Annotated in this window: 22 protein-coding genes; 9 read left to right on the forward strand and 13 right to left on the reverse strand. The window is 33.7% G+C overall.

From position 1 onward, the window contains the following. Nucleotides 1-63: 63 nt before the first annotated feature. Nucleotides 64-1035: a polyprenyl synthetase family protein gene (locus FC72_RS07535; RefSeq protein ID WP_057766387.1), complete on the reverse strand. Its 972-nt coding sequence runs from the start codon at nucleotides 1033-1035 to the stop codon at nucleotides 64-66. 82 nt (nucleotides 1036-1117) lie between these two features. On the opposite strand from FC72_RS07535, the gene FC72_RS07540 reads away from it, so the two are divergent. Beyond that, entirely contained in the window at nucleotides 1118-2032 is a 915-nt protein-coding gene (locus FC72_RS07540) for a 1,4-dihydroxy-2-naphthoate polyprenyltransferase (RefSeq protein ID WP_057766389.1), read from the forward strand. On the opposite strand, the gene FC72_RS07545 is transcribed toward FC72_RS07540, so the two are convergent. Beyond that, complete coding sequence (locus FC72_RS07545) at nucleotides 2029-3222, reverse strand: acetate/propionate family kinase (RefSeq protein ID WP_057766391.1); 1194 nt, start codon at nucleotides 3220-3222, stop codon at nucleotides 2029-2031. The genes FC72_RS07540 and FC72_RS07545 overlap by 4 nt on opposite strands. A gap of 125 nt (nucleotides 3223-3347) precedes the next feature. On the opposite strand from FC72_RS07545, the gene FC72_RS07550 reads away from it, so the two are divergent. The 5 genes from FC72_RS07550 (at nucleotide 3348) to FC72_RS07570 (ending at nucleotide 9450) form a co-directional block, all read left to right on the forward strand. Continuing rightward, nucleotides 3348-5255: a coiled-coil domain-containing protein gene (locus FC72_RS07550; protein WP_057766393.1), complete on the forward strand. Its 1908-nt coding sequence runs from the start codon at nucleotides 3348-3350 to the stop codon at nucleotides 5253-5255. A gap of 88 nt (nucleotides 5256-5343) precedes the next feature. Continuing rightward, nucleotides 5344-6282 (forward strand): glycosyltransferase family 2 protein, encoded by a 939-nt coding sequence (locus FC72_RS07555; RefSeq protein ID WP_057766395.1) that lies wholly within the window; start codon nucleotides 5344-5346, stop codon nucleotides 6280-6282. A gap of 137 nt (nucleotides 6283-6419) precedes the next feature. Beyond that, the gene (locus tag FC72_RS07560) at nucleotides 6420-7007 is read left to right on the forward strand and encodes a TetR/AcrR family transcriptional regulator (RefSeq protein WP_057766397.1); all 588 of its coding nucleotides are present in this window, start codon (nucleotides 6420-6422) and stop codon (nucleotides 7005-7007) included. Nucleotides 7008-7016: 9 nt separating this feature from the next. Beyond that, nucleotides 7017-8174 carry a cation:proton antiporter gene (locus FC72_RS07565; protein ID WP_057766399.1) on the forward strand — a complete coding sequence of 386 codons (1158 nt, stop codon included), beginning with the start codon at nucleotides 7017-7019 and terminating at the stop codon, nucleotides 8172-8174. Between the two features lie 88 nt (nucleotides 8175-8262). Then, nucleotides 8263-9450 carry an NAD(P)/FAD-dependent oxidoreductase gene (locus tag FC72_RS07570; RefSeq protein ID WP_057766401.1) on the forward strand — a complete coding sequence of 396 codons (1188 nt, stop codon included), beginning with the start codon at nucleotides 8263-8265 and terminating at the stop codon, nucleotides 9448-9450. Nucleotides 9451-9619: 169 nt separating this feature from the next. On the opposite strand, the gene FC72_RS07575 is transcribed toward FC72_RS07570, so the two are convergent. Next, complete coding sequence (locus FC72_RS07575; RefSeq protein ID WP_057766403.1) at nucleotides 9620-10810, reverse strand: ammonium transporter; 1191 nt, start codon at nucleotides 10808-10810, stop codon at nucleotides 9620-9622. Nucleotides 10811-10986: 176 nt separating this feature from the next. Here FC72_RS07575 and FC72_RS07580 point away from each other — a divergent pair, with 176 nt between their 5' ends. After that, complete coding sequence (locus FC72_RS07580; protein ID WP_057766405.1) at nucleotides 10987-11751, forward strand: DUF1003 domain-containing protein; 765 nt, start codon at nucleotides 10987-10989, stop codon at nucleotides 11749-11751. A gap of 17 nt (nucleotides 11752-11768) precedes the next feature. After that, nucleotides 11769-13790: a KUP/HAK/KT family potassium transporter gene (locus FC72_RS07585; RefSeq protein WP_057766407.1), complete on the forward strand. Its 2022-nt coding sequence runs from the start codon at nucleotides 11769-11771 to the stop codon at nucleotides 13788-13790. 41 nt (nucleotides 13791-13831) lie between these two features. On the opposite strand, the gene FC72_RS07590 is transcribed toward FC72_RS07585, so the two are convergent. From FC72_RS07590 to FC72_RS07600, 3 genes are all read right to left on the reverse strand, one after another. Beyond that, entirely contained in the window at nucleotides 13832-14263 is a 432-nt protein-coding gene (locus FC72_RS07590) for a GNAT family N-acetyltransferase (protein ID WP_057766477.1), read from the reverse strand. Nucleotides 14264-14343: 80 nt separating this feature from the next. After that, complete coding sequence (locus FC72_RS07595) at nucleotides 14344-14898, reverse strand: cysteine hydrolase family protein (RefSeq protein WP_057766409.1); 555 nt, start codon at nucleotides 14896-14898, stop codon at nucleotides 14344-14346. A 75-nt stretch (nucleotides 14899-14973) separates the two neighbouring features. Next, nucleotides 14974-15807, reverse strand: coding sequence for an alpha/beta fold hydrolase (locus tag FC72_RS07600; RefSeq protein ID WP_057766411.1), 834 nt, complete (start codon nucleotides 15805-15807; stop codon nucleotides 14974-14976). 230 nt (nucleotides 15808-16037) lie between these two features. Here FC72_RS07600 and FC72_RS07605 point away from each other — a divergent pair, with 230 nt between their 5' ends. Further along, on the forward strand, nucleotides 16038-17411 hold the full coding sequence (locus tag FC72_RS07605) for an amino acid permease (protein ID WP_057766413.1): 1374 nt from the start codon (nucleotides 16038-16040) through the stop codon (nucleotides 17409-17411). Between the two features lie 144 nt (nucleotides 17412-17555). On the opposite strand, the gene FC72_RS07610 is transcribed toward FC72_RS07605, so the two are convergent. The 7 genes from FC72_RS07610 to FC72_RS07640 form a co-directional block, all read right to left on the reverse strand. Then, entirely contained in the window at nucleotides 17556-18698 is a 1143-nt protein-coding gene (locus FC72_RS07610) for a trans-sulfuration enzyme family protein (protein ID WP_057766415.1), read from the reverse strand. A 163-nt stretch (nucleotides 18699-18861) separates the two neighbouring features. Then, on the reverse strand, nucleotides 18862-19764 hold the full coding sequence (locus FC72_RS07615; RefSeq protein WP_057766417.1) for a Gfo/Idh/MocA family protein: 903 nt from the start codon (nucleotides 19762-19764) through the stop codon (nucleotides 18862-18864). 117 nt (nucleotides 19765-19881) lie between these two features. Continuing rightward, nucleotides 19882-21555 carry an adenine deaminase C-terminal domain-containing protein gene (locus tag FC72_RS07620; protein ID WP_057766419.1) on the reverse strand — a complete coding sequence of 558 codons (1674 nt, stop codon included), beginning with the start codon at nucleotides 21553-21555 and terminating at the stop codon, nucleotides 19882-19884. Between the two features lie 10 nt (nucleotides 21556-21565). Then, nucleotides 21566-22618 carry an ABC transporter substrate-binding protein gene (locus FC72_RS07625; protein ID WP_057766421.1) on the reverse strand — a complete coding sequence of 351 codons (1053 nt, stop codon included), beginning with the start codon at nucleotides 22616-22618 and terminating at the stop codon, nucleotides 21566-21568. Nucleotides 22619-22627: 9 nt separating this feature from the next. Continuing rightward, nucleotides 22628-23629, reverse strand: a complete 1002-nt coding sequence (locus tag FC72_RS07630; RefSeq protein ID WP_057766423.1) for an ABC transporter ATP-binding protein — start codon at nucleotides 23627-23629, stop codon at nucleotides 22628-22630. Nucleotides 23630-23639: 10 nt separating this feature from the next. Beyond that, nucleotides 23640-24422, reverse strand: a complete 783-nt coding sequence (locus FC72_RS07635) for an ABC transporter permease (RefSeq protein WP_057766425.1) — start codon at nucleotides 24420-24422, stop codon at nucleotides 23640-23642. Continuing rightward, complete coding sequence (locus tag FC72_RS07640; protein ID WP_057766427.1) at nucleotides 24419-25243, reverse strand: ABC transporter permease; 825 nt, start codon at nucleotides 25241-25243, stop codon at nucleotides 24419-24421. Before FC72_RS07640 ends, FC72_RS07635 begins: the two co-directional genes overlap by 4 nt. Between the last annotated feature and the right edge of the window lie 162 nt (nucleotides 25244-25405).

Genomic DNA, 25405 nt, shown 5'->3' on the forward strand with positions numbered 1-25405 from the left:
ATTAAGAGGTGCCTCAGGTCCAAAATCATTCATCAATACGATTTGACAAAGAACCGACTTTTTTTAATCTACTCTGTTCATTAATTTCTTAACAACTTTAGTTAAAATAGTACGACTTTCTTTATTTGGTAATTTATTTATTCTTCTTAAAGCATGATTACTATAGGTCAAGGCTATTTCTTTAGCTTTAGCCAAATAACCTTTATCAACAACAATTTGAGCCGCATTGGTTATTTCTTCATTGGTTAAATCATTTCTCGACAGTATTTCAATTAATTCAGCATCTTTAGCTTGTAATCCAAGTATATATGGCAAAGAATAAACTCCATTTCGAAGATCTTCAAAATTAGGTTTACCTGTATCTTTACTATTTCCAAAATCAAGCACATCATCAATTATCTGAAAAGACATTCCGATATCATGGCCGATATTTTTAGCCAAATTAACTAACTTTTGGTCACCACCAGAAACTACTGCACCCATCATGGTACTTAAACTAAACAATTCAGCCGTTTTTCCTGAAACTTCAGTTAAATACATTTTAGTAGTGGCATTGACATTGTAGTTGATCAACATCTGATCTAATTCACCCGTCAAAATTTTCTTCATACTTAAAGCATTTAAAACCACATATTTTTGTTCAGGTAAATATCTTGAAGCCAATTCAAAATATACTGTAAATAGATAATCACCAGCATATATAGCGTTACGCTTACCATAACGGGTATGAATCGTTGTTTTTGAACGACGTAGTGGTGAATCATCAATAACATCATCATGGATCAAGGTAGCTACATGAAGTAACTCTAATGAAGCAGCTAGAGGTATTAATTCTGAATCAGGCTTTTTTTCGGGTCCAAGTTCACTAAACAGAAGAAAAAAGGCTGGACGCAACATCTTACCGCCGGATGTTAGATCCTCGATCATAACTCTGATTTCTTCATTTTTTATATTAACAACATGATGGATATATTCGGTAGTCTGATCGACTTTTTTCCCCATTTGCGAATATTTCTTCCAAATTGAATGCGCCATGTAATCCCTCTCTACCCATTACTTGTAGTAATATTTTAAATAACCTTATAATATAATATATCAAATTAAAAGGAATGATTATTTGAAACCATCAATTTTCTTCGAACTAGTTGAAATTAAAGCCAAGACAGCTAGCGTTTTTCCATTTTTAATGGGTACTCTGTATTCATATTATCACTGGCATTCAATTAACGCTCTTGAGTTGCTACTATTCTTTGTTGCCATGTTCCTATTCAATATGGCCGTAGATATTAACGACAATTATTGGGATTACAAAAACGCCACTGGAAGTGAAAGTTTCCGTCGTGAAACCAACATTATCGGTGTTAATAATTTAAACATCCATTTAGTAGGTTGGCTAGATTTTTCATTTACTTTAATTGCTGCTATTATTGGCTTATTTATCGTATATAAAACTGGAATACCATTATTAATTATGGGAATATTTTGTTTTGCTGTAGGATTTCTCTACGCTGGCGGACCTAAACCCATTAATCGTGGCCCACTTGGAGAGTTCTTCTCAGGATTTACTATGGGTTATGTAATTTATTTGATTGCAATTTACATCAACACATTTAATTCTCCAACAGCAATCTTAGATTTTAAATTTTATGGTGACGCACTTTTATCATCACTATTAACTGTCTTTGCAATTTCCAATCTCTTATTAGCTAATAATATTGCTGATGAAAAAGAGGATATCGGATTAGGTAGAAAGACTCTTGTTTATTACCTTGGAAAAGATAACTCAATTTTTATTTTGAAGTCTCTATACGTTTTAGGATACTTAGCCCTAATTTGCTCAATCATTATTGGATTATTACCAAAAATGATGTTGTTGACTTTCTTGATTTCTCCAATAGTCTATAAAAACGCTATGAATTTTTCTAAAAATCCTATCAAAAAAAAGACATTTCCATTGATAATTAAAAATCTATTATTAATTACTTTGACTGAAGTTGTTACATTTGCTCTAGGAGTTTTATTAAATTTTTAGTTTAACAATTTAGCAAATCCATAAGTATCTTGAGCAATCATTAATTCCTCATTAGTTGGAATAGTGTAGGCAGCGATTGTAGAGTCATCAGTTGTAATTTTGACCTCTTTACCACGTAACTTATTATTTTCGGGATCAACTTTTACACCCATGTAACCAAAACTGTTCAAAATATCCTCACGGACTTCTTTAGAATTTTCACCTACACCGGCAGTGAAGGCCAAAACGTCAACTCCGCCCATTTCAGCCATGTATGATCCAACGTATTTAACAATACGATTACGGAAAATTTGTAATGCTAAGGCGGCACGTTCGTTAGTATCTTCAACAGCCTCAATATCACGCATATCAGCTGATACTCCGGAAATACCTAATAAACCAGATTTGTGATTTAAGATATCGATCATATCATTAATATCATTTAAGCCTAATTTCTTCATCAAATATGGAATCATTGAAACATCAAGATCCCCACTTCTAGTACTCATTGTTATCCCAGCTAGTGGTGTGAATCCCATTGAAATGTCAAATGCCTTACCGTTTTTAATTGCACTGATTGAAGCACCACTTCCAAGATGCAAAACGATTACATTCTTATCTTGAATTCCGCCATCAACAAGTTCATTTAGACGTTGAGCAATGTAACGGTGACTTGTACCATGAGCTCCGTAACGGCGAACTTTATATTTCTTGTAGTCTTCCAAATCAACACTGTATAAATAATTTTCTTCAGGAATATCTGCAAAGAATGAAGTATCAAAGACTCCAACTTGAATTGCTTTTGGAACTAACTTCTTAAACACGTCGATATAGTAAGCTTCAACTTTATTATGAAGAGGTGCATATTCAGATAATTGTAAAATCTTTTGGAGGTTTTCATCAGTCACAATTTCTGACTTCTTGAACTCTTCTCCACCGGCTACAACACGATGACCGAACGCAACAATATCTTCAAATTTCTCAATAATATTTTTGTCTTTAAGCGCATCTAAAATCGATAAAACAGCAATTTCATTTGATTCAATTGCTTGTTCGTACTCAATTTTTTCACCATTATATTTCAGCTTAAAGACTGATTTTGGTGTACCCAACCGATCGATCATTCCGGAAGCAATCGTTGCTTTATCCGGCATTTCAAACAGTTTCCACTTCAATGTGGAACTCCCTGCATTTATAGCCATTATCTTCATATTCAAATCTCCTTTTTTTAGGTATTAACATTTGTTTTAAATGGCTCTATATCAGCTTTACACCAATTTAAAAAAATGCTACTCTTTAGTAACTATTATAAGTCTTTTCTTGGGGGAATTCATTCGTGAAATTATTTAATATGTTACGCAAAATAGATGAGAAACCAGATTTAAAAAATGAAACTGTAACGGACGATTCACCCGATACACAAGAAAAGGATCAAATAACATCCAGTAATAATAATACACCAGCTGAAACGTCAGATGAAAGCGCTAATTTGCCTGTTTCGATAAAAGATCAACGTATTGGCATCGAAGACCAGATGAATGAGCTATCTCATCAATATACTCAATTGAGAAATGATCTTAAAACTAACCTTTTTACTGAAAAAGATGAACTAGAAAACAAAAAAGATACACTATCAAATTATTTAGACACTCTTAATAGAGACCAAACTGAAACAGACGAAAAATTGGCTGATATTAAATCACAAAACGATAACGCTGAAAAAGAAAAATTGGCTAGAGTTCGTGCTGATCAAAAGGAACAAGAAGACTTTCTTTCCGATTACAAAGATCAAAAGAACACTCTTACTGCCAAACTAGAACGTAACCAACAAACTCTTGAAGAAAAGCAAAAGGATTTAGCTGACAACGAACAATCCGAAAAAGACTTATCAGGATCTATCAAAGAAGAAAAAGATCTACAAAAAATGCTTGCTTTGATGGAAGATCAAAAAACTGCTATTAACAAGTTATACGAGCAACGTGCTGAAATTCAAAAAGACATCGATGATGTAAACGAAGAGATTCAAAAGCTCAATTCACAACTCGATGAAGTCAATGGCAAAATCAATCAAACCAATTCAGCAATCAATTCTCTTAAGGGTAATGCTAATCAAATTGAAAGTAAGATCAAAAATGATCGTAACTACCGTATTGAAACGACTGCCAGTTTGGAAAGACATGTACAAAGCCTTGATGAAGAACACAAAAAAATCGAATCAGAATTATCTGAAGTTAACAACAACAAAGCATATATCGAAAAATACATTAAGGACGTATTCCATTCAGCCTTTTTAGTTCGCGATGTATACCTTGATAAAGACAAAGATTACTATGTTTTAGCTGACTCATTTGATAACAATAACCAAATGAACAACTTATTTGACATGATTCGTTTCCTAGAATCCAAATTGCAAAAACCAGTAACTGTTATCTCAACCTTCTATGATGAAAAATTATCCGAAAAAGTTGACTCAGAAATCCAATCAAATCATCTTGAGACACCTAATGTAGTAAATCTATTTGATCAACTACAAGTAAGTGCTGATCCAACAGAACAACCTGTTACAATTCCTGAAAATGACGGTTGGATAACAAGAACAGATGTAGAAAGTAAAGATACTTTAATTTACGATCAAAATAACAATCTACTAATGACAGTTGAATACGACGAAGAAAAAATCAACCGTATCAACTACTATAAAAATGAACAAATTAATAAAACTAATATTTATAACGCTGCTGGTCAATTATCATCAGTTCAAATTTTCAATAAGAAACAAGAATTGACTGAACAAAGCTTCTATAGAACTGATGGATCAATCGTCTTAACAGTTATATTTGACGGTGAAAAAGCAAACAGTTACCAATTATTTGATGCTAATGGTCTCCTAGAGCATGACTTCAATAAAAAAGATGAACTAATTGCTTGGTGGTTAAAGAGTCTAACCCTTGATAGCGATAATAGTGTCTTTGTTGGTAACAACGATGATCTACTTTATAAGCTAATTACTAATGATAATAAAATCGAAAGTGATAAATTTATTCCACTTCTAACAAACGCTCAAAAGAACATCAAAGAAGTTATAAATCTATTGACTGCAAATACTAATATTTTGAATATTTTGGTTGAACACGCTGAAGATCTACAAGCAATTGAAACATCAACTACTAGAGATATAAGTGTAAGTTCAATTAGCCATTCAAGTAGCAACGAATTGTATTTACCAGACTCATTGAAGATTTAACAATGCGGGGCAAAAGGCAGTCTAACTGACCTTTGCCCCGTATTTTCGAGCGTATAACGACTTTATTAAATAGATTGGAAGATATTTTATGAAAACTATTTCTGTGATTGTTCCCTGTTATAACGAGGAAGAATCAATCGAACTTTATTATGAAGCCATGAATAAAGTTAAAACCGAAAATAATAAATTTAACTTAGAATACTGGTTCGTCGATGATGGTTCACATGACAAAACATTTAAAGTTTTGCGTGAACTACAAAAAAAGCATAGCGACGAAGTACACTATATTTCATTCTCCAGAAACTTCGGTAAAGAATCAGCACTATATGCCGGCTTGAACGAAGCTACTGGTGAATACACTGCCGTAATGGATGTAGACCTACAAGATCCTCCTGAAATGTTAGTAAAAATGTTTGATATGTTAGAATCTGAAGACAATGACTATGATTGTATTGGAACAGCCAGAATGGACCGAGAAGGCGAAAACCCAATTATTTCATTCTTCTCAAACTCATTTTATGGTGTGATCAATAGAATGTCACAAACTAAAATCATTCCAGGTGCCCGTGATTATCGCTTAATGACACGTCAAATGGTCGACGCTATTCTTTCTATGACTGAATACAACCGTTTTTCAAAGGGCATTTTTAGCTGGGTTGGATTTAAAACTAAGTACTTACCATATAAGAACAGAGAACGTGTTGCAGGTACAACTTCTTGGAACTTTTGGAAACTATTTAAGTACGCTATAACGGGTATCGTTGACTTCACTGAACGCCCTCTTATGTTCGCAACTTGGATGGGATCAGCCTTTTCAATAGCTTCAATTGTAGCTATTATTGCTATAATTATTAGAAAAATCATCAACCCTATGAGTAGCGTAGATGGATGGTCTTCTATGGTAACTATTATTTTACTTATTGGTGGAATACAATTATTAAGTATTGGTATTTTAGGTGAGTATATTGGTAAAATATTCCTTGAGGTCAAAAAACGTCCAATTTATATTATTAAAGATAAAAAATAACTAAATTAGACTGTTTGAGCATGCTTGTTGATATTCAGATAGTTTTTTTGTATATTTTATTTATCAGATGATAAATTCACTTTTTTAAAATTATGTGGGTATAATGAAGTTCAATAAATACGAGGGTGAAACAACTAATGAATTCTAGAGATAAACAAGCTCAAAAGACAAAAAATGCTATCCTCGAAGTAGCGGCAAAGGATTTTTTATCCCAAGGCTATCAAGCGACTTCGACTAGGAAAATAGCTAATGAATTACATATTACTCAACCTAATATGTATCACTATTACAAGAACAAAAAAGTTCTTTATATGAAAGCCATCGAATACGCCGTCAGTGGCTTTAGCGAAGGCTTAATGAATGTTTATAAAGAAAACAAAGACCTGCCCTTTGAAGAAATGATCCTCACTATATCTACATATATGATCGAAAACTTCCGTATCAATTATTTTATGATGCGACATGACATGGAAACTGTCTTCACAGATGATGATCGCAAAGATATCAGCAAAAATTGGGATAGTGGCTATTACAAAGTTATGTTCAATATTTTTCAATCACATAAAAGCGAGTTACGTTCTGACCTAGCAATTCCAGTTCAAGTGGGAACCTTTTTGACCATGCTTTTACCTTATATCGAGTATAATGATGCTAAGAGAAAGCGTAATATCGCTAATCTAAGTACAATGGTCAAAATTTTCATTGATGGTATTCAAAAAAAGTAAGGAGGTAATATGAAGTTTATAACATTATTAGCACTAATGCTCTTCCTAACCCTTGTAGTTAGTCATATTTTTAATCGCCTTAACCTTCCAGCAGTTATTGGACAATTGATCCTTGGCGTAATCTTAGGTAAAGGTGTGCTAGATATTGTCAAATCGACTCACGAAGTTGAACTTTTTGCTGAGATCGGTGTTATTTTGCTGATGTTTTTAGCTGGACTAGAAAGTGACTTAAAACTATTAAGGAAACATCTACGTCCTAGTATAAACGTGGCTATTATGGGAGTTATTTTACCGGTATTATTAACTTTGGTGACAGCCCTGATCTTTAATATCAATCTAAAAGAAAGTATCTTTATCTCAGTTGTTTTTGCAGCAACTTCTGTTTCTATTTCAGTTGAGGTATTAAAGAGTTTAAATTACCTATCTAGTAATTCAGGTGCCGTTATTCTAGGTGCAGCTGTTGCAGATGACATTTTAGCCATTTCAATTTTAAGTGTTATGTCTGGAACCTTAACAGGGAACTTTTCAGCTCAGAAATTATTGTTATTACTTGGTATGTGGATCGGATTCGGCGTTATTATATATGTAGCGCATCGATGGATTATCCCTCAAATAATGAAGTTGTCTGAATATGTTGATGCAACCCACGCACCAACTATCATGGCATTGGTTGTCTGCATGATTTTTGCCTATTTAGCTGATGCTGTTCAACTAGATGCTGTTCTAGGGGCTTTTGTTGCTGGGATTGCTATTTCAAATGCTCCAAAATATAACGAAAAAATTAATCACAATATTGAGACTATCGGATATTCGGTTTTTATCCCTGTATTTTTCATAAGTATTGGAATAAACCTAGAATTTAATAGTTTCTTCCATGATTTTTGGTTAATTTTGATTCTAACGGTTACAGGAATAATTGGAAAACTATTTGGTGCAGGCTTTGGAGCAAAGATTTCCGGATTTGATCTGAAAGACTCATATATAATTGGTTCCGGAATGATATCTCGTGGTGAGATGGCTTTGATAATTGCTCAAATCGGATTTAGCGTAAAACTACTATCTGACGAATATTACTCAGCCGTTATTATCAGTATTATTCTAATCACGATCTTAGCTCCATTCTTTTTAAAGCATTCTATTAGTAAAAAGCCATTAAACTCAAATTAGGAGTATACCTACTTTATTTAGGACTCTTGATAGATATATAATGGTAGCGTAAACAATATTATTTAGAAGACGAAGGAGACAAGTTATTATGGCCCATATTTTAGTATTAGGTGCAGGTTACGGTGGATTAAAGGCTGCTCGAGATCTAGCTAAAACTACTCCATCAGATACACAGATAGATTTAGTAGATAAAAATGAAAAACACGTAGAAAAAACAGCGTTACACATGATCGCTGCTGGTACAAGCAGAGCAGATGCCGTTAGTTTCGACGTTCGTTCTGTTCTCCCTTCAAACGTCAACTTCATCAAGGCTACTGTTAAAAACATAGATCTTGATAATAAATCAGTTAGTTTCGAAGATCACGACGATATTTCTTATGACTACGTAATCGTAGCTCTAGGATTCAGATCAGAAGACTTCGGACTTGAGGGAGCAAGTGAAAATGCTCTTATCCTTCAAGATATTGAAACTGCTGAAAATATCTACAAGAAAATCAACGAAAACATTGCTAACTACAAGGAATCACAAAATGAAGCTGATCTAAGCATCATCGTATGTGGTGCTGGTTTTACTGGTGTTGAAATTCTTGGTGAATTGATAGATACAGCTAAAATTCTTAAAGCAAAATACGGTGTTCCGGAAATTAAAGTTACATGTCTAGAAATGGCAACACATATTCTTCCAATGTTTGACGAAGGACTTGCTAATTACGCCGTTTCATTCCTAGAAAAACATGGTATCAAGATCTTAACTGGTGCCAAAATTACTAAGATCGAAAAAGATGGCGTTATCTACATGGATGGCGAAGAAGAAAAACGTGTTGATGGTAGCACGATCATTTGGACAGTTGGTGTCAGTGGTAGTGACGTTATCAAAGATTCTGGACTTGAAGCTAGAAGAAATCGTGTAATGACAACATCATTCTTGAATCTTGAAGATCATCCAGAAGCATTCTTCATCGGTGATGATTCTGCTATGATTCCAGAAGGTGAAGAACGTCCACTTCCAACAACAGGTCAATTGGCTATTGCTGAAGGTACTGGCGCAGCATTCAACGTTGCAGCTTCAATTAATGGTAAAGATCTTAAGAAGTTTGTATACCACTCACTAGGTACAATTGCTTCATTAGGTCAAAATCATGGTATTGCTGAAATTACAGATAAGAAATTGAAGTTCAAGGGCTTCCCTGCTTCACTTCTAAAACGTGGATCAGCTGACAGAAGTATTTACGAAGTTGCCGGTATCAAGACAGCTATCAAAAAGGGTACAATTTAAAACACAAAAAAGCCTCAAGTTTTGAGGCTTTTTTTATTTGCATAAAAAAAATCCTGCACATATATGCAGGATCAGTTGGTAAACTGCGGCGACCTTCCGAACGTTTTCACGCAGATCACGTACATTTACCTGGTTTGGCACCTCCAGTAGTATCGCACGCAACTATACATCAAGTCAATTTAATATGTTTTAAATCACCCAACTCAGGACTATAAATATCATCTTTAAAGAATCTCTTTAAACCTGATACGATCAAACAATTTAAAATGACAACAAAAACGATCGTAAATAGTACACCGAGTGTTTGAACTAATAATAGTCTAAATCCACCACCGACTAGTAATCCATTATTGATAACATTTGGATTTACAGCTTTAGTAGCAAATAACCCAGTTGTTAAAGATCCGATGATCCCACTAACACCATGGGAACCAAAGATGTCTAGGTAATCATTGATATGAAGTTTATATTTTAAACTATTCATAAAGTAAAAACTCCCTATTGACGAAACCACACCGATAATAAGCGCAGCTGTTATCGTCACATAACCTGCGGCTGGGGTTACACCAACTAAACCACATATTGTACCCGTACAAATGCCGCTCAGCGTTATTTCTTTCTTATAGGTATTCTCTAAAGCAATCCACGTTAGCATGGCTGACAATGGAGCTATGGTCGTTGTCATAAAAGCCTGAATAGCTTGCGCATTTAATGAAAGAGCACTACCTGCATTAAATCCATACCATCCTATCCACAATAGCGCCGTTCCCATTAAAATCCAAAAAGAATTTCCATTTGGGTGTTCAGTCGGTTTGTATGGTTTCAATAAGAAATTTGATAAAACTAAGGCAGTTATTCCTGCATCAATATGAATAACAGTACCTCCGGCAAAATCCATTACCCCCATTCTGGCAAGAAATCCATCGCTAGACCAAACCATATGTACCAATGGATAATAAATTAAAAGTGACCATAAAATTATAAATCCAATAACAAATTTTATTCTAGTACGGTTGGCAATAGCTCCAATAAAAAGGGCCGGTGTCAAAATAGCAAACATCATCTGAAATAAAACTACTACCTCGGTAGGTAATTTTGTCATTCCAAACATTGCCGTCATATTTATTCCAGACAAAAACAAATGATTAAAATTTCCTATAATACCAAAATGATTTCCTTCAAATGCGGCTGAATAACCTACTAATATCCACATAAGACCAGCTATACCAAACATTAAAAAACTATCAAATAAAATCCTAGTGATATTGCTTTTAGGAACAAATCCACCATAGAAAACTGCAATCCCTGGAGTCATAATCCACACCAATAGTGTAGCCAAAACCATAAACACAATACTCATCAGTATCACACCCTTAATTATTTAATGGTTGTGATTGTACTTCTTTTGAGATGAGAGGTATACCAATTTGACTTCACCACTTAAAATTTATTTAATTTATCAGTATACATATTATTTGTTTAAACATTAGATAAGTATTATTATCTATGTGAATTTATACAAAGGAGGTTAGTAAAATGACTGTTAGAAAAAATCAAATTTGCGTCATTTGTAACAACAGATTCTCAGTTACAGAGGGGCTATTTATTCGAGATTTAAGCCCCAAGTTGAAAAATTCGATCTATGAAAAAATTCCTAACGCTAAAACTTCCTCTTTTGTATGTTTGAAAGATATTCAAAAAACTCGTCTCTCCCAAATGGAAGACATGATTGAAAAAGACTTACAAAAAGATCGTATGATGAATGAGGCTCTTCAAAAGGAATTAGCTAAAGATAATTATGTAACCAGAAATATCAATGATACGATGCACGGTAAGTTAACCAAGGGACAAAAACTTGCTGATATTGTAGCAAGATTTGGTGGTAGTTGGGGGTTCATCATTACATTTACAATTATTTTAGTGATTTGGATGGGAATTAACGTCACCCACTTTTTAGGAGTACATTTTGATCCTTATCCTTTCATATTATTAAATCTATTCTTAAGTTGTATCGCCGCTATACAAGCTCCTATCATCATGATGAGTCAAAATCGTCAAGCAGATCGTGATCGTTTTGACGCTGAAAATGACTATAGAACAAATACTAAATCTGAAATGGAAATAAGAGTTTTGCATGAAAAAATAGATCAACTTAACGAAGTCCAATGGCCTCATATCTTGGAAATTCAAAAAATGCAAATTTCTATTCTAAGTGAATTAGAAAACGAGATTCAAAATCTTAAAGATGAAAAGAACCCACCATCCTCAAGAAAAAGACATCCCACAAAGCGAGATATTTAGTGTAAGGAGGTAAAAGAATGATTAGAAAAACATCCTCTTTTTCTAAATTGGGTATGCTGATTACTTTAGGAATAGTCTACGGAGACATCGGAACATCGCCGTTATACGTAATGAACGCCATTATTAACGATGCAGGTAGTTTAAAAGAAGCAGTTCCTGAATATATAGTTGGCAGTATCTCTTTAATTTTTTGGACACTAATGTTAATTACAACAATTAAATACGTACTTGTAGCAATGAAGGCAGATAACAATCGTGAAGGTGGAATATTTGCCTTATTTGCTTTAGTGAAATCCAGCAAAAAATGGTTGATCATACCAGCCCTTATCGGTGGATCCGCCCTTTTAGCTGATGGCACACTAACTCCAGCCGTTACGGTAACGTCTGCTATGGAGGATATCAAGGGACAAAAACTTGGCGGTTTTAATTTTTCAAATGATCAAGCCATAATTCTAATAATAGTAACTGTCATTTTATTAACTATTTTTGTAATTCAAAAGTTTGGTACCGAAAAAATTGGACGTTCATTTGGTCCAATAATGTTAGTCTGGTTTTCTTTTATTGGAATAATCGGCCTAAAGAGTTTATTTTCCAATCTAAGTATTCTAAAGGCTATTTCTCCTATATATGCCATAAATGTTTTATTCAGTCCCGTTAATCATGTTGGTATTTTTATTCTTGGTAGTGTATTTCTATCAACAACTGGTGCCGAAGCACTCTATTCAGATATGGGACAAGTTGGAAAACAAAACATCTATGCAACCTGGCCATTTGTTTATTCAATGTTGATGCTTAATTATCTCGGACAAGGTGCCTGGGTAATGACAAATTATAGATCCAATAAATTTATTGGTATTAATTCCGTTAATCCATTTTATGAAATGATCCCAAATGACCTCAAATTATTTGCAATTATTATTGCAACTCTAGCTGCCATAATTGCTTCCCAAGCTTTAATAACTGGGTCTTATACTCTTGTTCAAGAAGCCATTGGTTTAAAAATATTACCTCGTTTAAAAGTAAAATTTCCTGGTAAATTAATGAGCCAGCTTTATATTGGGACAGTTAACTGGATCCTTTGTCTAATAACTCTAGGTATCGTTTGGGGATTCAAAACATCTGAACATATGGAAGCAGCATACGGTTTAGCCATCACGATCACCATGTTGATGACAACAATTTTGTTACATCAATTCTTAATTATGAAAAATCATCGTCATTTAGCTTCTATATTTCTTATCTTCTTTGTCACTCTAGAATCATTATTTTTAATATCCAGTTTAGTAAAATTCGTTCATGGTGGTTATATAACCGTTATAATCACAACTTTAATCCTTATGATTATGATAATTTGGTATTTTGGCAATAAACGCCGTGATGCTTATATGAACGAAAGTGAAAATGTTTCTTTGCTTGATTTCATCCCTCAGCTAGAGAAATTAAGTAACGATGATTCCATCCCTATGTATGCTACTAACCTAGTCTACATGCACAATATACATTCTGACTATTCCATGAAACGCTCGATTATTTATTCTATTCTTGATCAAGACCCTAAACGTGCTAAAGTTTATTGGTTTATCTCTGTAAATCAAACCGATGTCCCATACGAATGCAATTACTCAGTCGATATGATGCACACTAGAAATGTAGTAAATGTTCAACTAAATTTAGGCTTTAAAAAATCGCAACATGTTAACATTTATATTCGTCAAATAATCAATTCGTTAATGAATGACGGAGCAATCGATAGACAAGATCCCAAATACTCTATGCTCCCAAATAGACATGTTGGATCATTCAAATTCATTATCCAAAATCAACAATTCCAAGATTTAGGTGCACAGGAATATATGCGTAGTCTTGATAGATTCTTAATTGGTGGTAGATTACTTTTACAAAATATTACTATTAGCCCATCACTATGGTTTGGACTGGAATTTAGTGATGTTGTAGAAGAAAAAGTTCCATTATTCTTGGGTAGTCATGAAGATCCTTACTTAGTTTTGAACAACATTAAAAACAAAACAAAAAAATGATTCCCATAATGAGAATCATCAGTCGAAAAATATTTGAATACTTAACTTTTAATTTCTTTAGTCCAGACTAACTGATATTCTTTTTCGTTATTGTCTGGTTCAATGTCTTCAACAGAAACTTTAAAATCATTTCGTTGATAAAACTTTCGTGCTTTATAGTTTTTCTCGTAAACTTCTAGACTTAACTTGTCATAGTGTTGTTTCAAATAATCTAACAGTTTTTTACCTATACTGTGACCACGAAACTCCTTTTTAACAAATATTCCTGCAATGTAATTATCCATTAGACCCGCAAATCCTTTGATACCCTGCTCATCATAAACGTAAATATCAGCTTGCTTGAATTGTTTCTTAACATCGTCCAAATAATTTATCCAGTATTCTTTATCTACAAAGGGATGAGCTTCCAGATTACCATTAAGCCAAATATCGCCTATTTCATCTATTTCATTTTGCTTCATCTTTCGAATCATCTTTTTCCGTCCACCTTCAACTCTAAGCTTAAAAGTAAGAGGCATGACTCCGACAAACTGTCGTAATCATGCCTCTTTTATTATTTTTTAATCGTAGCTCCTAATACTTTTTCAAAATGTTCCATAGCCCAATCGTGGCCTACTTGATTAAATGATGCTACACCTTGGCTATGAACAACGATCTTATATCCTAAATTATAGGCATCAACGGCTGTATGTAATACACAAATATCAGTACATACACCAACTAAATGAAGTGTATCGACATCTCTTTCTCGTAATCTTAGATCCAATGCTGTACCAGCAAAGGCGCTGTAGCGAGTTTTATCGAACATTTCAACGTTATCTTCTGATTTATGTTTCTCGTACCAATCTTTCAAGTCTCCAAAAAATTCTCTTCCCCATGTATCACGCATATTGTGGGCTGGAAAAAGTTTAGTCTCTGGATGATATGAATCAAATGGTTTATGAAGATCAGTTGGTAAATATACCCAATCACCTGATTTTCTCATATCCTCTGCTATTTTCATGATTCTTGGTTCGATCAACTGTCCTGGTTTACCGCAAGTTAATGCACCATTATCGGCAACAAAATCGTTTGTATAATCAATGATTAAAAGAGCTTGGTTTGACATGAGAAATACCTACTTTCTTTTTTACTTTGATTATTAATGGTAAAGGAGATTAAGTCAAATGTAATTAACAATTATTTATTCTGTAGGAGTACTTTCATCAAATTCAATTATCTTTTTAGCAATTTCTTCTGGTTTTTCTAAAAATGCTATGTGGCCTGTTCCTGAAATATCTTCCATTGTAAGATTAGGGACACGTCCAATAGTAGCCTTAGCATCCTTGATACCAGCTTCTCCAAGAATTTGGTCTCCATCTGAAAATAAAGCTAATGTTGGTAAATTAACTTTACGCATACGACGATTTAATGCCATTTCTTCAAGATACTTATCTGTTGATCTTAGCAATTTTTTGGCAATTTTTTTATCCGTCTCACTAGCAGATTTTGCAATAATATTAGAATCTTCCAAAGCTGAAGTATCAAATCCTTTTGCAAAGTAGAGATTAGACTTAACTGAAGATTTAGCCATTTTTCCCAACAAAGGTATTGATGAAAAAGTGGTTGAAGTATCTAAGTCAGCATACTTTTCTGTAGCTGGAGTATTTAACATGATTTTCTTAGACATTGCTATATCATGTTGTTCGGCCATTCGATTGACAATAAGTCCACCAACTCCGTATCCAAACACAATTACTGGTTTAAGAACCTTTATACGTCCTATTCCTTCCCACATAGCCCAAGCTTCAACATCGATATTATATAAATCATCTTTTGCTTCACTAGACTTACCTTGACCTAACAGATCCATGGCAACAACCGTATATTTGTCGGTCAAATAAGGTGTAATTGAATCATAGTATGAAATCGATCCATTAATGCCTGAAACTAAAACAATTATTTCTTTATCGTCATTAACATCGCCAGTTACTCTGACATTTACAAATCCACGTGATGTTTCTAATTTATTTTCCAAATCTATTTGCCTCTTTATCTTTTCTATCATTCAAAATATACCGAAAATATGGGACTTTTGCATTGTATTTGTTTCTTTTTAATCAAAAAGTAATCTTATTGAGCATAATTCTATTCTATCAAAGTTTTTTAGCTTTATATTTAGCGTGAAATATATTTAAGCAATTAGTATTGACATAAGGTATAAAAATTACGTAATCTAGTAAATGTTATTTTACAGGTAGGTATATTATGAAAGAAAAAATTTTTAAAAAAGCAGATTATAAGCAATTCATCTCTAAAGATGCGCATTTTACAAAATCTCTTACTAAAAATAATCTGATTGCCATGGGAATTGGCTCGATTATTGGTACAGGAATTTTCATTTTACCTGGGATCGTTGCTTATTCAACATCCGGACCAAGTATCACTATATCTTTTGTGTTGGCTGCAATCGTTTGTATTTTGGCAGCTATGTGTTTTGCGGAACTTTCTTCAACTTTTCCTGTAGCAGGTAGTACTTATTCATATGGAAGTATCGTTTTTGGTCAATTACCCGGCTGGATAGTTGGTTGGGCATTGTGCCTAGAGTACATATTAGGTGTCTCTGCGGTTTCTTCTGGATTCTCAGCCTACTTTGTTAGTTTGTTCCAAGGATTTGGTATAGAGCTTCCTAAGGCGCTAACCGGACCATTTATTCCCTCTCAAGGGACAATTATCAATTTACCCTCAGTAATAGTCTTAGTTTTGATCTATTTCTTATTAAGACGAGGTGTACAAGCTTCAGCAAAAATGAATGCGGTGATGGTTTTTGTTAAATTAGCCGTAATCATTGCATTTATTGTCATTGGTTTATTCTATATTAAGCCAGCAAATTATCATCCCTACTTTCCCATGGGAGGACTTGGAGTGGTAAAAGGTGCCGCACTTGTTTTCTTCGCTTATCTAGGATTTGATGTTATTCCATCTTCAGCGCCTGAAGTAAAAAATCCTCAAAAAAATATCCCAGCTGGTATTATGATCTCTTTAGCCATATGTGCAGCTCTATATTTGATCATGGCGTCAGTTTTAACAGGGATGGTAAATTATAAGGATCTAAATGTTTCCGATCCAGTTGTTCTAGCTCTTAGATACGTTGGCCTTGGTAAAATTGCCTTTGTCATTACAATCGGAGCCTTAGCCGGTATGTTTACTATGATGTTAAACACTCTATATGGCGGATCACGTCTAGTTTATGCTCTAGGACGCGATAAAATGATTCCACAAAGATTTGGAAAGCTCGATAAAAAGGCTAATATGCCCCTACTTTCACTAAACGCCATAACGATAATGGCAGTTTCATTAGGTGGACTAGTATCATTAAAGGAACTAACTAGTTTAGTTAACATTGGCACTTTATTATCATTTACATTTGTTTCATTGGGAGTTATAAAATTAAGAAATAGAACTGATGTCCCTGAAAGTGGGTTCCATGTTCCTTTCTATCCAGTATTCCCAATTTTGTCAGCATTGTTGTGTATTCTATTGATGACACAAGTAAGTATAAATTCTTGGATCGCATTTATCGGCTGGATTGCAGTTGGAATCGGTATATATTTTGCTTACGGCTATCGTCAGGCAAACTAAAATAGAGAAAGAGTGTGACAAAGAGCATTTTGTAGATATGTAGTCCTTTGTTGCACGTTTAGTCTATAAAAGTTCAGAAAAGAGGGATCGTGACCTATGTCACGACCCCTCTTTTTGCATTAAATATATCTAAACATGATTTTTTTATACATACTCTAAAGCTTGTTTTATATCATCAATCAAATCATGATAATCTTCTAGTCCAATTGATAAGCGTATCAATTCGTCTTTGATTCCTACTTTTAGTCTTTCTTCACGTGGAATCTCCGCATGTGATTGAAATGCCGGAACCTCCGCCAAACTTTCAACTGCTCCTAAACTAACTGCAAATGAAAATACTTTAATATGATTTACAAATTCTTTTGCATCAAGTCCTGGATTTAATTCAAAGGATAGTACTCCACCAAATCCCTTGCATTCATCTTTAATCGCTTCAAAATTTTTATCGCCATCATGACCAGGATAATGGATCACACTGATATGTGAATCTTTCTCCAAAAATTCAATCACTTTTTGAACATTGAACAAATGACGATCCATTCTTACTGCTAATGTTTGGATACCTCTTTGTAAAATACTAGACTCCTGTGGTGGCAATACAGCCCCTGTAGTATTTTGATAATTATATATCTGTTCAGCGACATCCTTATCTTTAGCAACCACTACCCCTGCAACTAAATCAGAATGTCCTGCTAAGTATTTAGTTGCTGAATGAATTACAACATCCGCACCTAAATTAAGTGGTTGTTGCAAGTATGGTGATAGAAAAGTATTGTCGATCAACGTCAAAATATGATGTTTTTTTGCAATAGCTGTTATTTGACGAACATCTGTCAGTTGTAATAGTGGATTTGTTACAGTTTCAAAATAAATAGCTTTAGTATCTGCAGAAATAGCTTTTTCAACTGCATCAGAATCTCTTGTATCAACTGATGTGAAAGTAATTCCATTTGGCTTTAAATATTCATTGATATATCTGAAGGTTCCACCATAAATATTTTCACCAATAACAATATTATCGCCAGGCTTAAAAAGAGAGAATGCTGCTGTAATTGCTGCCATACCAGAAGCAAATGCAAATCCAGCAAAACCATTTTCTAGTTTAGCTAGTAGTTGCTCTACTGATGCTCTTGTTGGATTACCTGATCTTTCATAGTCCCAACGAACATCAGCTCCGAATTTAGGATAAACATAAGTTGATGAATTATAAACTGGAGTATTGATGGCACCGGTATTATTGTCGTCAACCTTACCTCCATGAATCAATGTAGTATTAAATTTTGACATATAAAACTCCCCCTCAAATTTACATTATCAATACGCTTTATTGGCAAGTATATTAGCATTGTTTTAATTTCATTACAACACACGTCAATGATCAAAATAATACAGAATGTTTCACATGGAACATTCTGTATTCAGAACGTACGTTTCCACTATATATAGTATTCTAATTTTTATGAACAATTTTGTAACAGGTTTCATGACTCAATATAGATGACTTGGGACTAACTGGATTCTCTAATTTTTCAGAAACAGCACGCAAGAACTCCATAATTATTTTCTTAAAGCCTCTTGTTACCAAGTTCTGTTCCCAATCAGGACGTGAAAGCTGTTGTACTCCACCCGTAGTATATTCTTCCAAATTGCTTAAATTGGTCACGACAGATCTCTGGCTTTCACCTTGAACAACACTTTGCTCCAAATTCAATCCACTGATCATATTAGTTACGACTTGAATATGACTATTTTTAGTCTCAGCATCAAAATACATTTGCGCTAATTTATCATCTTTTAGAACCAATTTTGATCTTGTCGTCTCTATTGGCTCGTCCATTAAATAAAAAGCTGTATCAATACTGTGAATTGCTAAATCAAAGATAGCTTGATCAACATTCTGTTCAACATCTTCTCGTGTTTTTTCTACCGTTATCATTCTCTTATTAGGGATTTTTTTTAATTCTTGATTATACGGTGCAAAACGACGATTAAAGCCGCAAGTTAATAACAAATTTTTTTCTTCAGCCAATTTATAAAGTTCTTTAACTTCACCGATGTCATCAGAAACCGGCTTATCAACATACACATTTATTCCAGATAAAAGTAGCTTTTTAATAATAGCTGCATGAGTTTTTGTTGGAGTATGTACAAATACAGCTAACGGTTTTTCAGCAATTAGCTGATCTAAGGTCTGATGTAAATGACTAAAATTATATTTAGCTTTTAAGAATTGACCCTTATCTTTGTTACGAGTTGTTAAATGCCATTCAAATTGATCCTGTAATTCAGACATAACAGGTAGATATGCTTTTTGAGCAATTTTTCCTAATCCAATAACTCCTATTTTTTCCAAAGGCGTTCTCCTTTAATCCTAATATTACTAATCTTATTACTTAATATTTTAATATACAAAAAAAGCGTGATGGCAAAGTTGAAAAACTTCTCCATCACGCTTTTATGAAATTTTATTTTAATCAAATAACGGAATCTTTTCTTGTGTCTTTACATTAAACATCCCTACGTCAGAGATTTTTAATTCCGGTGATACTAGTAATGACAAAGTTGAAAATGACATGATCTCATTGAAGTTTACATATCCCAATCGATTCATAGCTTTTCTAACTTCTTTTAATTTGTCAGCTAAAATTTCTACTGGTTCACTACTGATAATACCTCCAACATTTAAAGGAGTATTAGCAGTGATTTTACCATTCTCAGCAACTATATAGCCACCTTGTTGATCGATTAACTGATGTTGGACCTCAAGCATAGACTTTAAATCAGTTCCCATAACCATTAAATTATGATGATCATGTGCCCAAGTAGTTCCCACTGCACCAGATTTATTCAGCGTATTTTTAACTAATCCAAAACTGACATTACCATTTTTGCCATATCTTTCCTGAACTACTAATAATGAAAGACCTGCAGATTGCCAATCCACCTTATCATCAATAACATTTAATTCTACTTTTTCATGTTCAGTAAAAGTTCCATGTTCATTAACGACCATTACATTTGCAGTAACTTTTGATTTTGAACTTATCAAAATCAAATCAGCTTCTGAAAATTTTCTAGCATGAACAGTATTCTGTAAATATTTAGGAAAATCAGAACGTCTTGAAGGTAACTCTTCAGTTGAAATTCCCGACTTAAATACTCGATCAATTTCAAATTCATTTAAATCAGACAACATAATCAAATCAGCAATTCGTCCTGGAGTAATTGCTCCTCGATCGTTCAAGGACATTCTTCTGGCAGGAGTATAAGTTGACATATAAATAGCTTTCTCAACTGGTAAACCTAGTTTGATAGCTTCTTTGACAATTAAATTCAAATGACCATTTACTAAATCATCTGCCATAACATCGTCAGTAACAAAACCTGTATATTCATAGAGATTATTTTTAACGATTGTTTCCATATTCTCTTTTGAAAGGGATTTTTTCTGTAGTTGAATATACATGCCATTACTAATTCGCTCTAACATTGTTTTAGGAGCTTGGAATGTATGATCGGAAGTGATTCCACTTGCTACAAACTTGGCTAGATCTTCGCCAGTATATTTAGGACAATGTCCTTCAAGTGGCATTGTTGGACGCTTATTTTGACACAAACGAATAATTTGTCTGATCAAAGATTCAGGTTCATCAACTATTCCCTTAAAGTTCATAGCTTCGCCTAAACAGATGATACGTTTATCCTTCAAAAGTTCACTAACTTCACTTAATCCAATGACCCCACCAGTAGTTTCCATATCCGTTCTAGTTGATGGAACAGAGGATGGAATGGCATAAAATGTATCAATGACACTTCGTTGACTCATAAAGTTTTTTAGTCCCTGTAATCCAGCTACATTAGCAATTTCATGTGCATCAGCAATTACAGTTGTGGTACCAAATTTAACCGCCATTTTACCAAAGTTAGCAGGTCCCGTCATAGAACTCTCGATATGCATATGCGAATCGATCAACCCTGGTATAAGATATTTGCCTTTAGCATCAACTATATTTTTGGCATCATAACCCAAATCTGTATCAACTCTTACAAATTTGCCTTCGTTGATAGCAACATCTTTTGATTCAAACGTTTGGTTAAAAGTATTAAAAACTTTTCCATTAATGATTAAAGTGTCTATTTTCATATTTGCCTCTTTAGTTCATTGTTTGATTCCAAGTTTTGATCCATGTTGGTAATTCTTTATTTACATAGTTAAAGTCGATCAATTTAGCACGTTTTGCTACATCCCCAAATGTCATATGTTTAACATCGCGTGTAAGACTAACTTGACTATTTACAGGAGCGTTATTCAATGAATCTGAACCTGCAACAACTGTTTGAGAATCTTTACCGATACGATAGTCAATATACTTGTATGCTGCTTCAGTATTCTTACTATTCTTCAAGATTGAAACTGTATCATAATTTGCATATGTTCCTGATTCTGGTACTACATAATCTACATCTGGAGCTGCTCCTTGAATCATATCAACTGCAAAGTCACCAACAACAGCAGCGTCGATCTCACCAGACTTGAACATATTAGCTAAATCAGAAGATTTTGAATATGTCTTAACAACATTAGGCTTTAATTCTTTTAAAGCACCAAAAGCAGCTTTTCCATCATCTTTTGTTACATCAGTTTTTGCATGTTCACTTGCTACATAAACCATAGCTGGACCAAATGTTGTTGAAATATCAGGAATTGCAATTCTGTTTTCTAACTTCTTATCCCACAATTGATCCCAAGAAGTAATTTTACCAACTGTCTTAGGGTTATAAATGATACCTATACTGTTAACTGTATATGGAACACTGTTTGTATCTTTAGCTAATTTTTGTTGTTCTTTACTTAAATACTTGAAATTCTTAATCTTATCGAAGTCTAATTTTTTGAATAGACCTTTCTTTTGACCAGCCACAGCGTTGTTTTGAGCTAGTTCGATAACATCGACGCTAGAATTAGGATTATGTTCAATTTGAGTAAATCTTGATGAACTATCTCCAAATTGACTCTTAACTTTAAGTTTATTTTCCTTTTGGAATGGTTTGAAAACATCATTTGTCATTTGCTTAGTAGCTAATCCAAAAGTAGATACAGTTAATTGCTTACTTTCTTTACTACTACTATTGTTACTGCATCCAGCTACTAATAATGTAACTAGTAAAGTTGTGATGATCGCAAAGAATTTAGTATTTTTTTTCATGTTAATCTCCTATTTATCCTCTAATTCAATTAATGATTGTTTTGGAAAATTCAATGTAATTTCAGCATTCGTTGAAGACTGATCTTCAGTAGTATTGACTTTCAAAGTACCTATTTCAGTTTCAACAATATATTGATAGTAGTTACCTAAAAAGTTTTTCGAAATGACTTTCCCCAAAAGATTATTTTCTCCTGAGCCAATTTCGATGTTCTCTGGTCGAATAGTTAACAATTTCCCCGTAATCTCTTTATGAAATTGCCATTGTTTACTTTCGGCCCATTCTTTTGAAATAAAGTTATCATAACCTATAAATCTTGCAACAAACTCAGTCTTTGGATTCTTATAAATATTTTGCGGTGTATCTAATTGTTCGATTTGACCTTTATTCATTAAAGCCACTCGATCAGAAATGGCAAAACATTCCTCCTGATCATGAGTAACAAAGATAGTTGTCATCTTTAATTTTTGTTGCAGACGATGTATTTCTTCACGCATCTCAATACGAAGTTTTGCATCAAGATTACTTAATGGCTCATCTAATAACAAAACGCTAGGATTGATTGCCAATGCTCTGGCTAATGATACTCGTTGTTGTTGTCCACCAGATAATTCACTTGGCATACGATCCTTCAAATTAGATAAACCTGTTATATCTAAAATATCTAATGCTTTTTTTTCGATTGTTTTTTTATCTAACTTACGTCTCTTTAAACCAAAAGTAATATTTTGAAAAATTGTCATATGTGGAAACAAAGCGTAACTTTGGAAAACCATTCCAAAATTTCTCTTATAGACTGGAACCTTGCTAATATCTTTTCCGGAGACCCTTATCGTTCCTTTTTGAATCGGGATCAAACCAGAAATTAGTCGAAGCATTGTTGTTTTTCCGCAACCACTAGGACCTAAAATAGATAACAATTCACCATCTTTAATGTTCAATGACAAGTCATCGAGAATCTTTTTATCCTTTTGGTAAGACATTGATAAATCTGTTATTTCAATATTTGCCAAGTTAAATCTCCTATGTCAATTTGTTTAGTCCCAAGTATTTCTCAACAATGATCATCATCAAGGCGGTAATGATCATTAAAATAACTGAAACAGCGGAAACCGTCGGATCGTAATTATTTTCTAGATAATTAAGAATAGATGTCGGTAGCATATTCAAATCCGGTCCGTTTAAGAACAAACTTATTGGAATATTATTGAACGAAGTTATAAAAGAAAGAATAAAAGCAGCTACAACGCTTTGCTTAATATTAGGAATCACTACTTTAAAGAAAGCAGTAAGCTTATCGTACCCAACCATCCAAGCAGCCTCTTCGATACTCTCGTCAAACTCCATCATCCCTGCTGTAATCAAACGAACTACATATGGTAAACAAAGTAAGAAATGACCAACGATCAAACTGATGAAAAGTGGTAATTGTAAACTAATTACTAATGCCTGATACAAAGCAAAACCTATTACGATCTCAGGTATTAAGGCGGGACTTAAAAAAATCGTTTGAAACCAATCCTTATGGTGAATATCAAATCTAGTTAATACATAAACAATAGGAGTACCTACTAATAAGGCTAAAAATGATGCCAAAATAGCAACTATCGAACTCATTTTTAGACCTTCAACAAAATCAGGCTGCTGAAAAACATTTTTATACCAGTCAAAAGTAAACCCTTTGATTGGAAAAGAAATGGCTGATTCTTGACCAAATGATGTAACGATAACAATCAGTAAAGGTACAACTAAAATCACTAAAACTAAAAATCCTACTACAGACGAAAACTTTATTCTTGTTCTCATTTAGTATTTCTCCGATCCAGCAACTTTGTTCCATAATTCATAATCGTCATAACTAGAATGGCAATTACAGTTAGAACAACGGCTACTACACTTGCACTAGTCCAATCACCTAATGTGATGGATTGTTGTTGTAACAGTGTTGCTAGTACCATGTTCTTATTTCCACCTAACAATTGTGGAGTTGTATATGCGGTCAGTGAACCAACAAATACTAAAATTGATCCCGTCAGCATTCCAACCGACAATTGTGGCAAAATAACTTTAAAAAACACCACCATAGGTCTTGCACCAATTACTGAAGCGGCTTCTTCGACTTCAAAATTCAGCTGACCAAATGAACTTACCAGTGATGTGATCATAATCGGTAAAAATAGATAAACCGATCCAACTACGATCGAAAAGTTCGTGTATAGCAGAGTCAGAGGTTTATCAATAATATGGAGTTGCATTAAGAAATTATTGATAACACCGTTTTTGCCTAAGATAGTGATCCAGGCAAAGTTTCTAACTACCGCATTAGTCAGTATTGGGAACAAAACAATGATAGAAACAACTTTCTTCCATTTTTCTCCAAGTCGTGATATCCAATATGCTGTTGGTAATCCCAGCGATAACGTTACTAAGGTCGTAACAACTGCAATTATTAACGTTCGGGCAATAACTTGCATGTTGCCAGTGCTATGAAAGAAGCTGAGATATTTTTCTAAGAAAAATTGATCTCCCGTAAACGTTGGCAAGAACATCTGCAAAATCGGCAATATCAACAAAACAATTATCAATAACAGTCCTGGAGATAGCAGTAAAACAGTAGATCTTTTCAAATTATGACAACCTTTCTGAAATCAATACCAGTAATATAGCAGAAAGTACGAACAATTTCAAATTTGTTTTTTAATATAGTTCGTATTTTATACGTAATAAAACCTAATAATAAAAAAAATACAAAAATCGTTCGTTTGATTTTTGTATCGTTTTAGTCTTTT

This window comes from Companilactobacillus tucceti DSM 20183, from assembly GCF_001434665.1.
GTDB classification, from domain to species: Bacteria; Bacillota; Bacilli; order Lactobacillales; family Lactobacillaceae; genus Companilactobacillus; species Companilactobacillus tucceti.

What these genes read in the sequence shown, in the direction of transcription:
- FC72_RS07610 (WP_057766415.1), bottom strand. Translation starts at nt 18,698, where the DNA reads ATGTCAAAATTTAATACTACATTGATTCATGGAGGTAAGGTTGACGAC.
- FC72_RS07560 (WP_057766397.1), top strand. Translation starts at nt 6,420, where the DNA reads ATGAATTCTAGAGATAAACAAGCTCAAAAGACAAAAAATGCTATCCTC.
- FC72_RS07535 (WP_057766387.1), bottom strand. Translation starts at nt 1,035, where the DNA reads ATGGCGCATTCAATTTGGAAGAAATATTCGCAAATGGGGAAAAAAGTC.
- FC72_RS07625 (WP_057766421.1), bottom strand. Translation starts at nt 22,618, where the DNA reads ATGAAAAAAAATACTAAATTCTTTGCGATCATCACAACTTTACTAGTT.
- FC72_RS07555 (WP_057766395.1), top strand. Translation starts at nt 5,344, where the DNA reads ATGAAAACTATTTCTGTGATTGTTCCCTGTTATAACGAGGAAGAATCA.
- FC72_RS07585 (WP_057766407.1), top strand. Translation starts at nt 11,769, where the DNA reads ATGATTAGAAAAACATCCTCTTTTTCTAAATTGGGTATGCTGATTACT.
- FC72_RS07590 (WP_057766477.1), bottom strand. Translation starts at nt 14,263, where the DNA reads ATGATTCGAAAGATGAAGCAAAATGAAATAGATGAAATAGGCGATATT.
- FC72_RS07635 (WP_057766425.1), bottom strand. Translation starts at nt 24,422, where the DNA reads ATGAGAACAAGAATAAAGTTTTCGTCTGTAGTAGGATTTTTAGTTTTA.
- FC72_RS07595 (WP_057766409.1), bottom strand. Translation starts at nt 14,898, where the DNA reads ATGTCAAACCAAGCTCTTTTAATCATTGATTATACAAACGATTTTGTT.
- FC72_RS07570 (WP_057766401.1), top strand. Translation starts at nt 8,263, where the DNA reads ATGGCCCATATTTTAGTATTAGGTGCAGGTTACGGTGGATTAAAGGCT.
- FC72_RS07580 (WP_057766405.1), top strand. Translation starts at nt 10,987, where the DNA reads ATGACTGTTAGAAAAAATCAAATTTGCGTCATTTGTAACAACAGATTC.
- FC72_RS07620 (WP_057766419.1), bottom strand. Translation starts at nt 21,555, where the DNA reads ATGAAAATAGACACTTTAATCATTAATGGAAAAGTTTTTAATACTTTT.
- FC72_RS07605 (WP_057766413.1), top strand. Translation starts at nt 16,038, where the DNA reads ATGAAAGAAAAAATTTTTAAAAAAGCAGATTATAAGCAATTCATCTCT.
- FC72_RS07575 (WP_057766403.1), bottom strand. Translation starts at nt 10,810, where the DNA reads ATGAGTATTGTGTTTATGGTTTTGGCTACACTATTGGTGTGGATTATG.
- FC72_RS07565 (WP_057766399.1), top strand. Translation starts at nt 7,017, where the DNA reads ATGAAGTTTATAACATTATTAGCACTAATGCTCTTCCTAACCCTTGTA.
- FC72_RS07545 (WP_057766391.1), bottom strand. Translation starts at nt 3,222, where the DNA reads ATGAAGATAATGGCTATAAATGCAGGGAGTTCCACATTGAAGTGGAAA.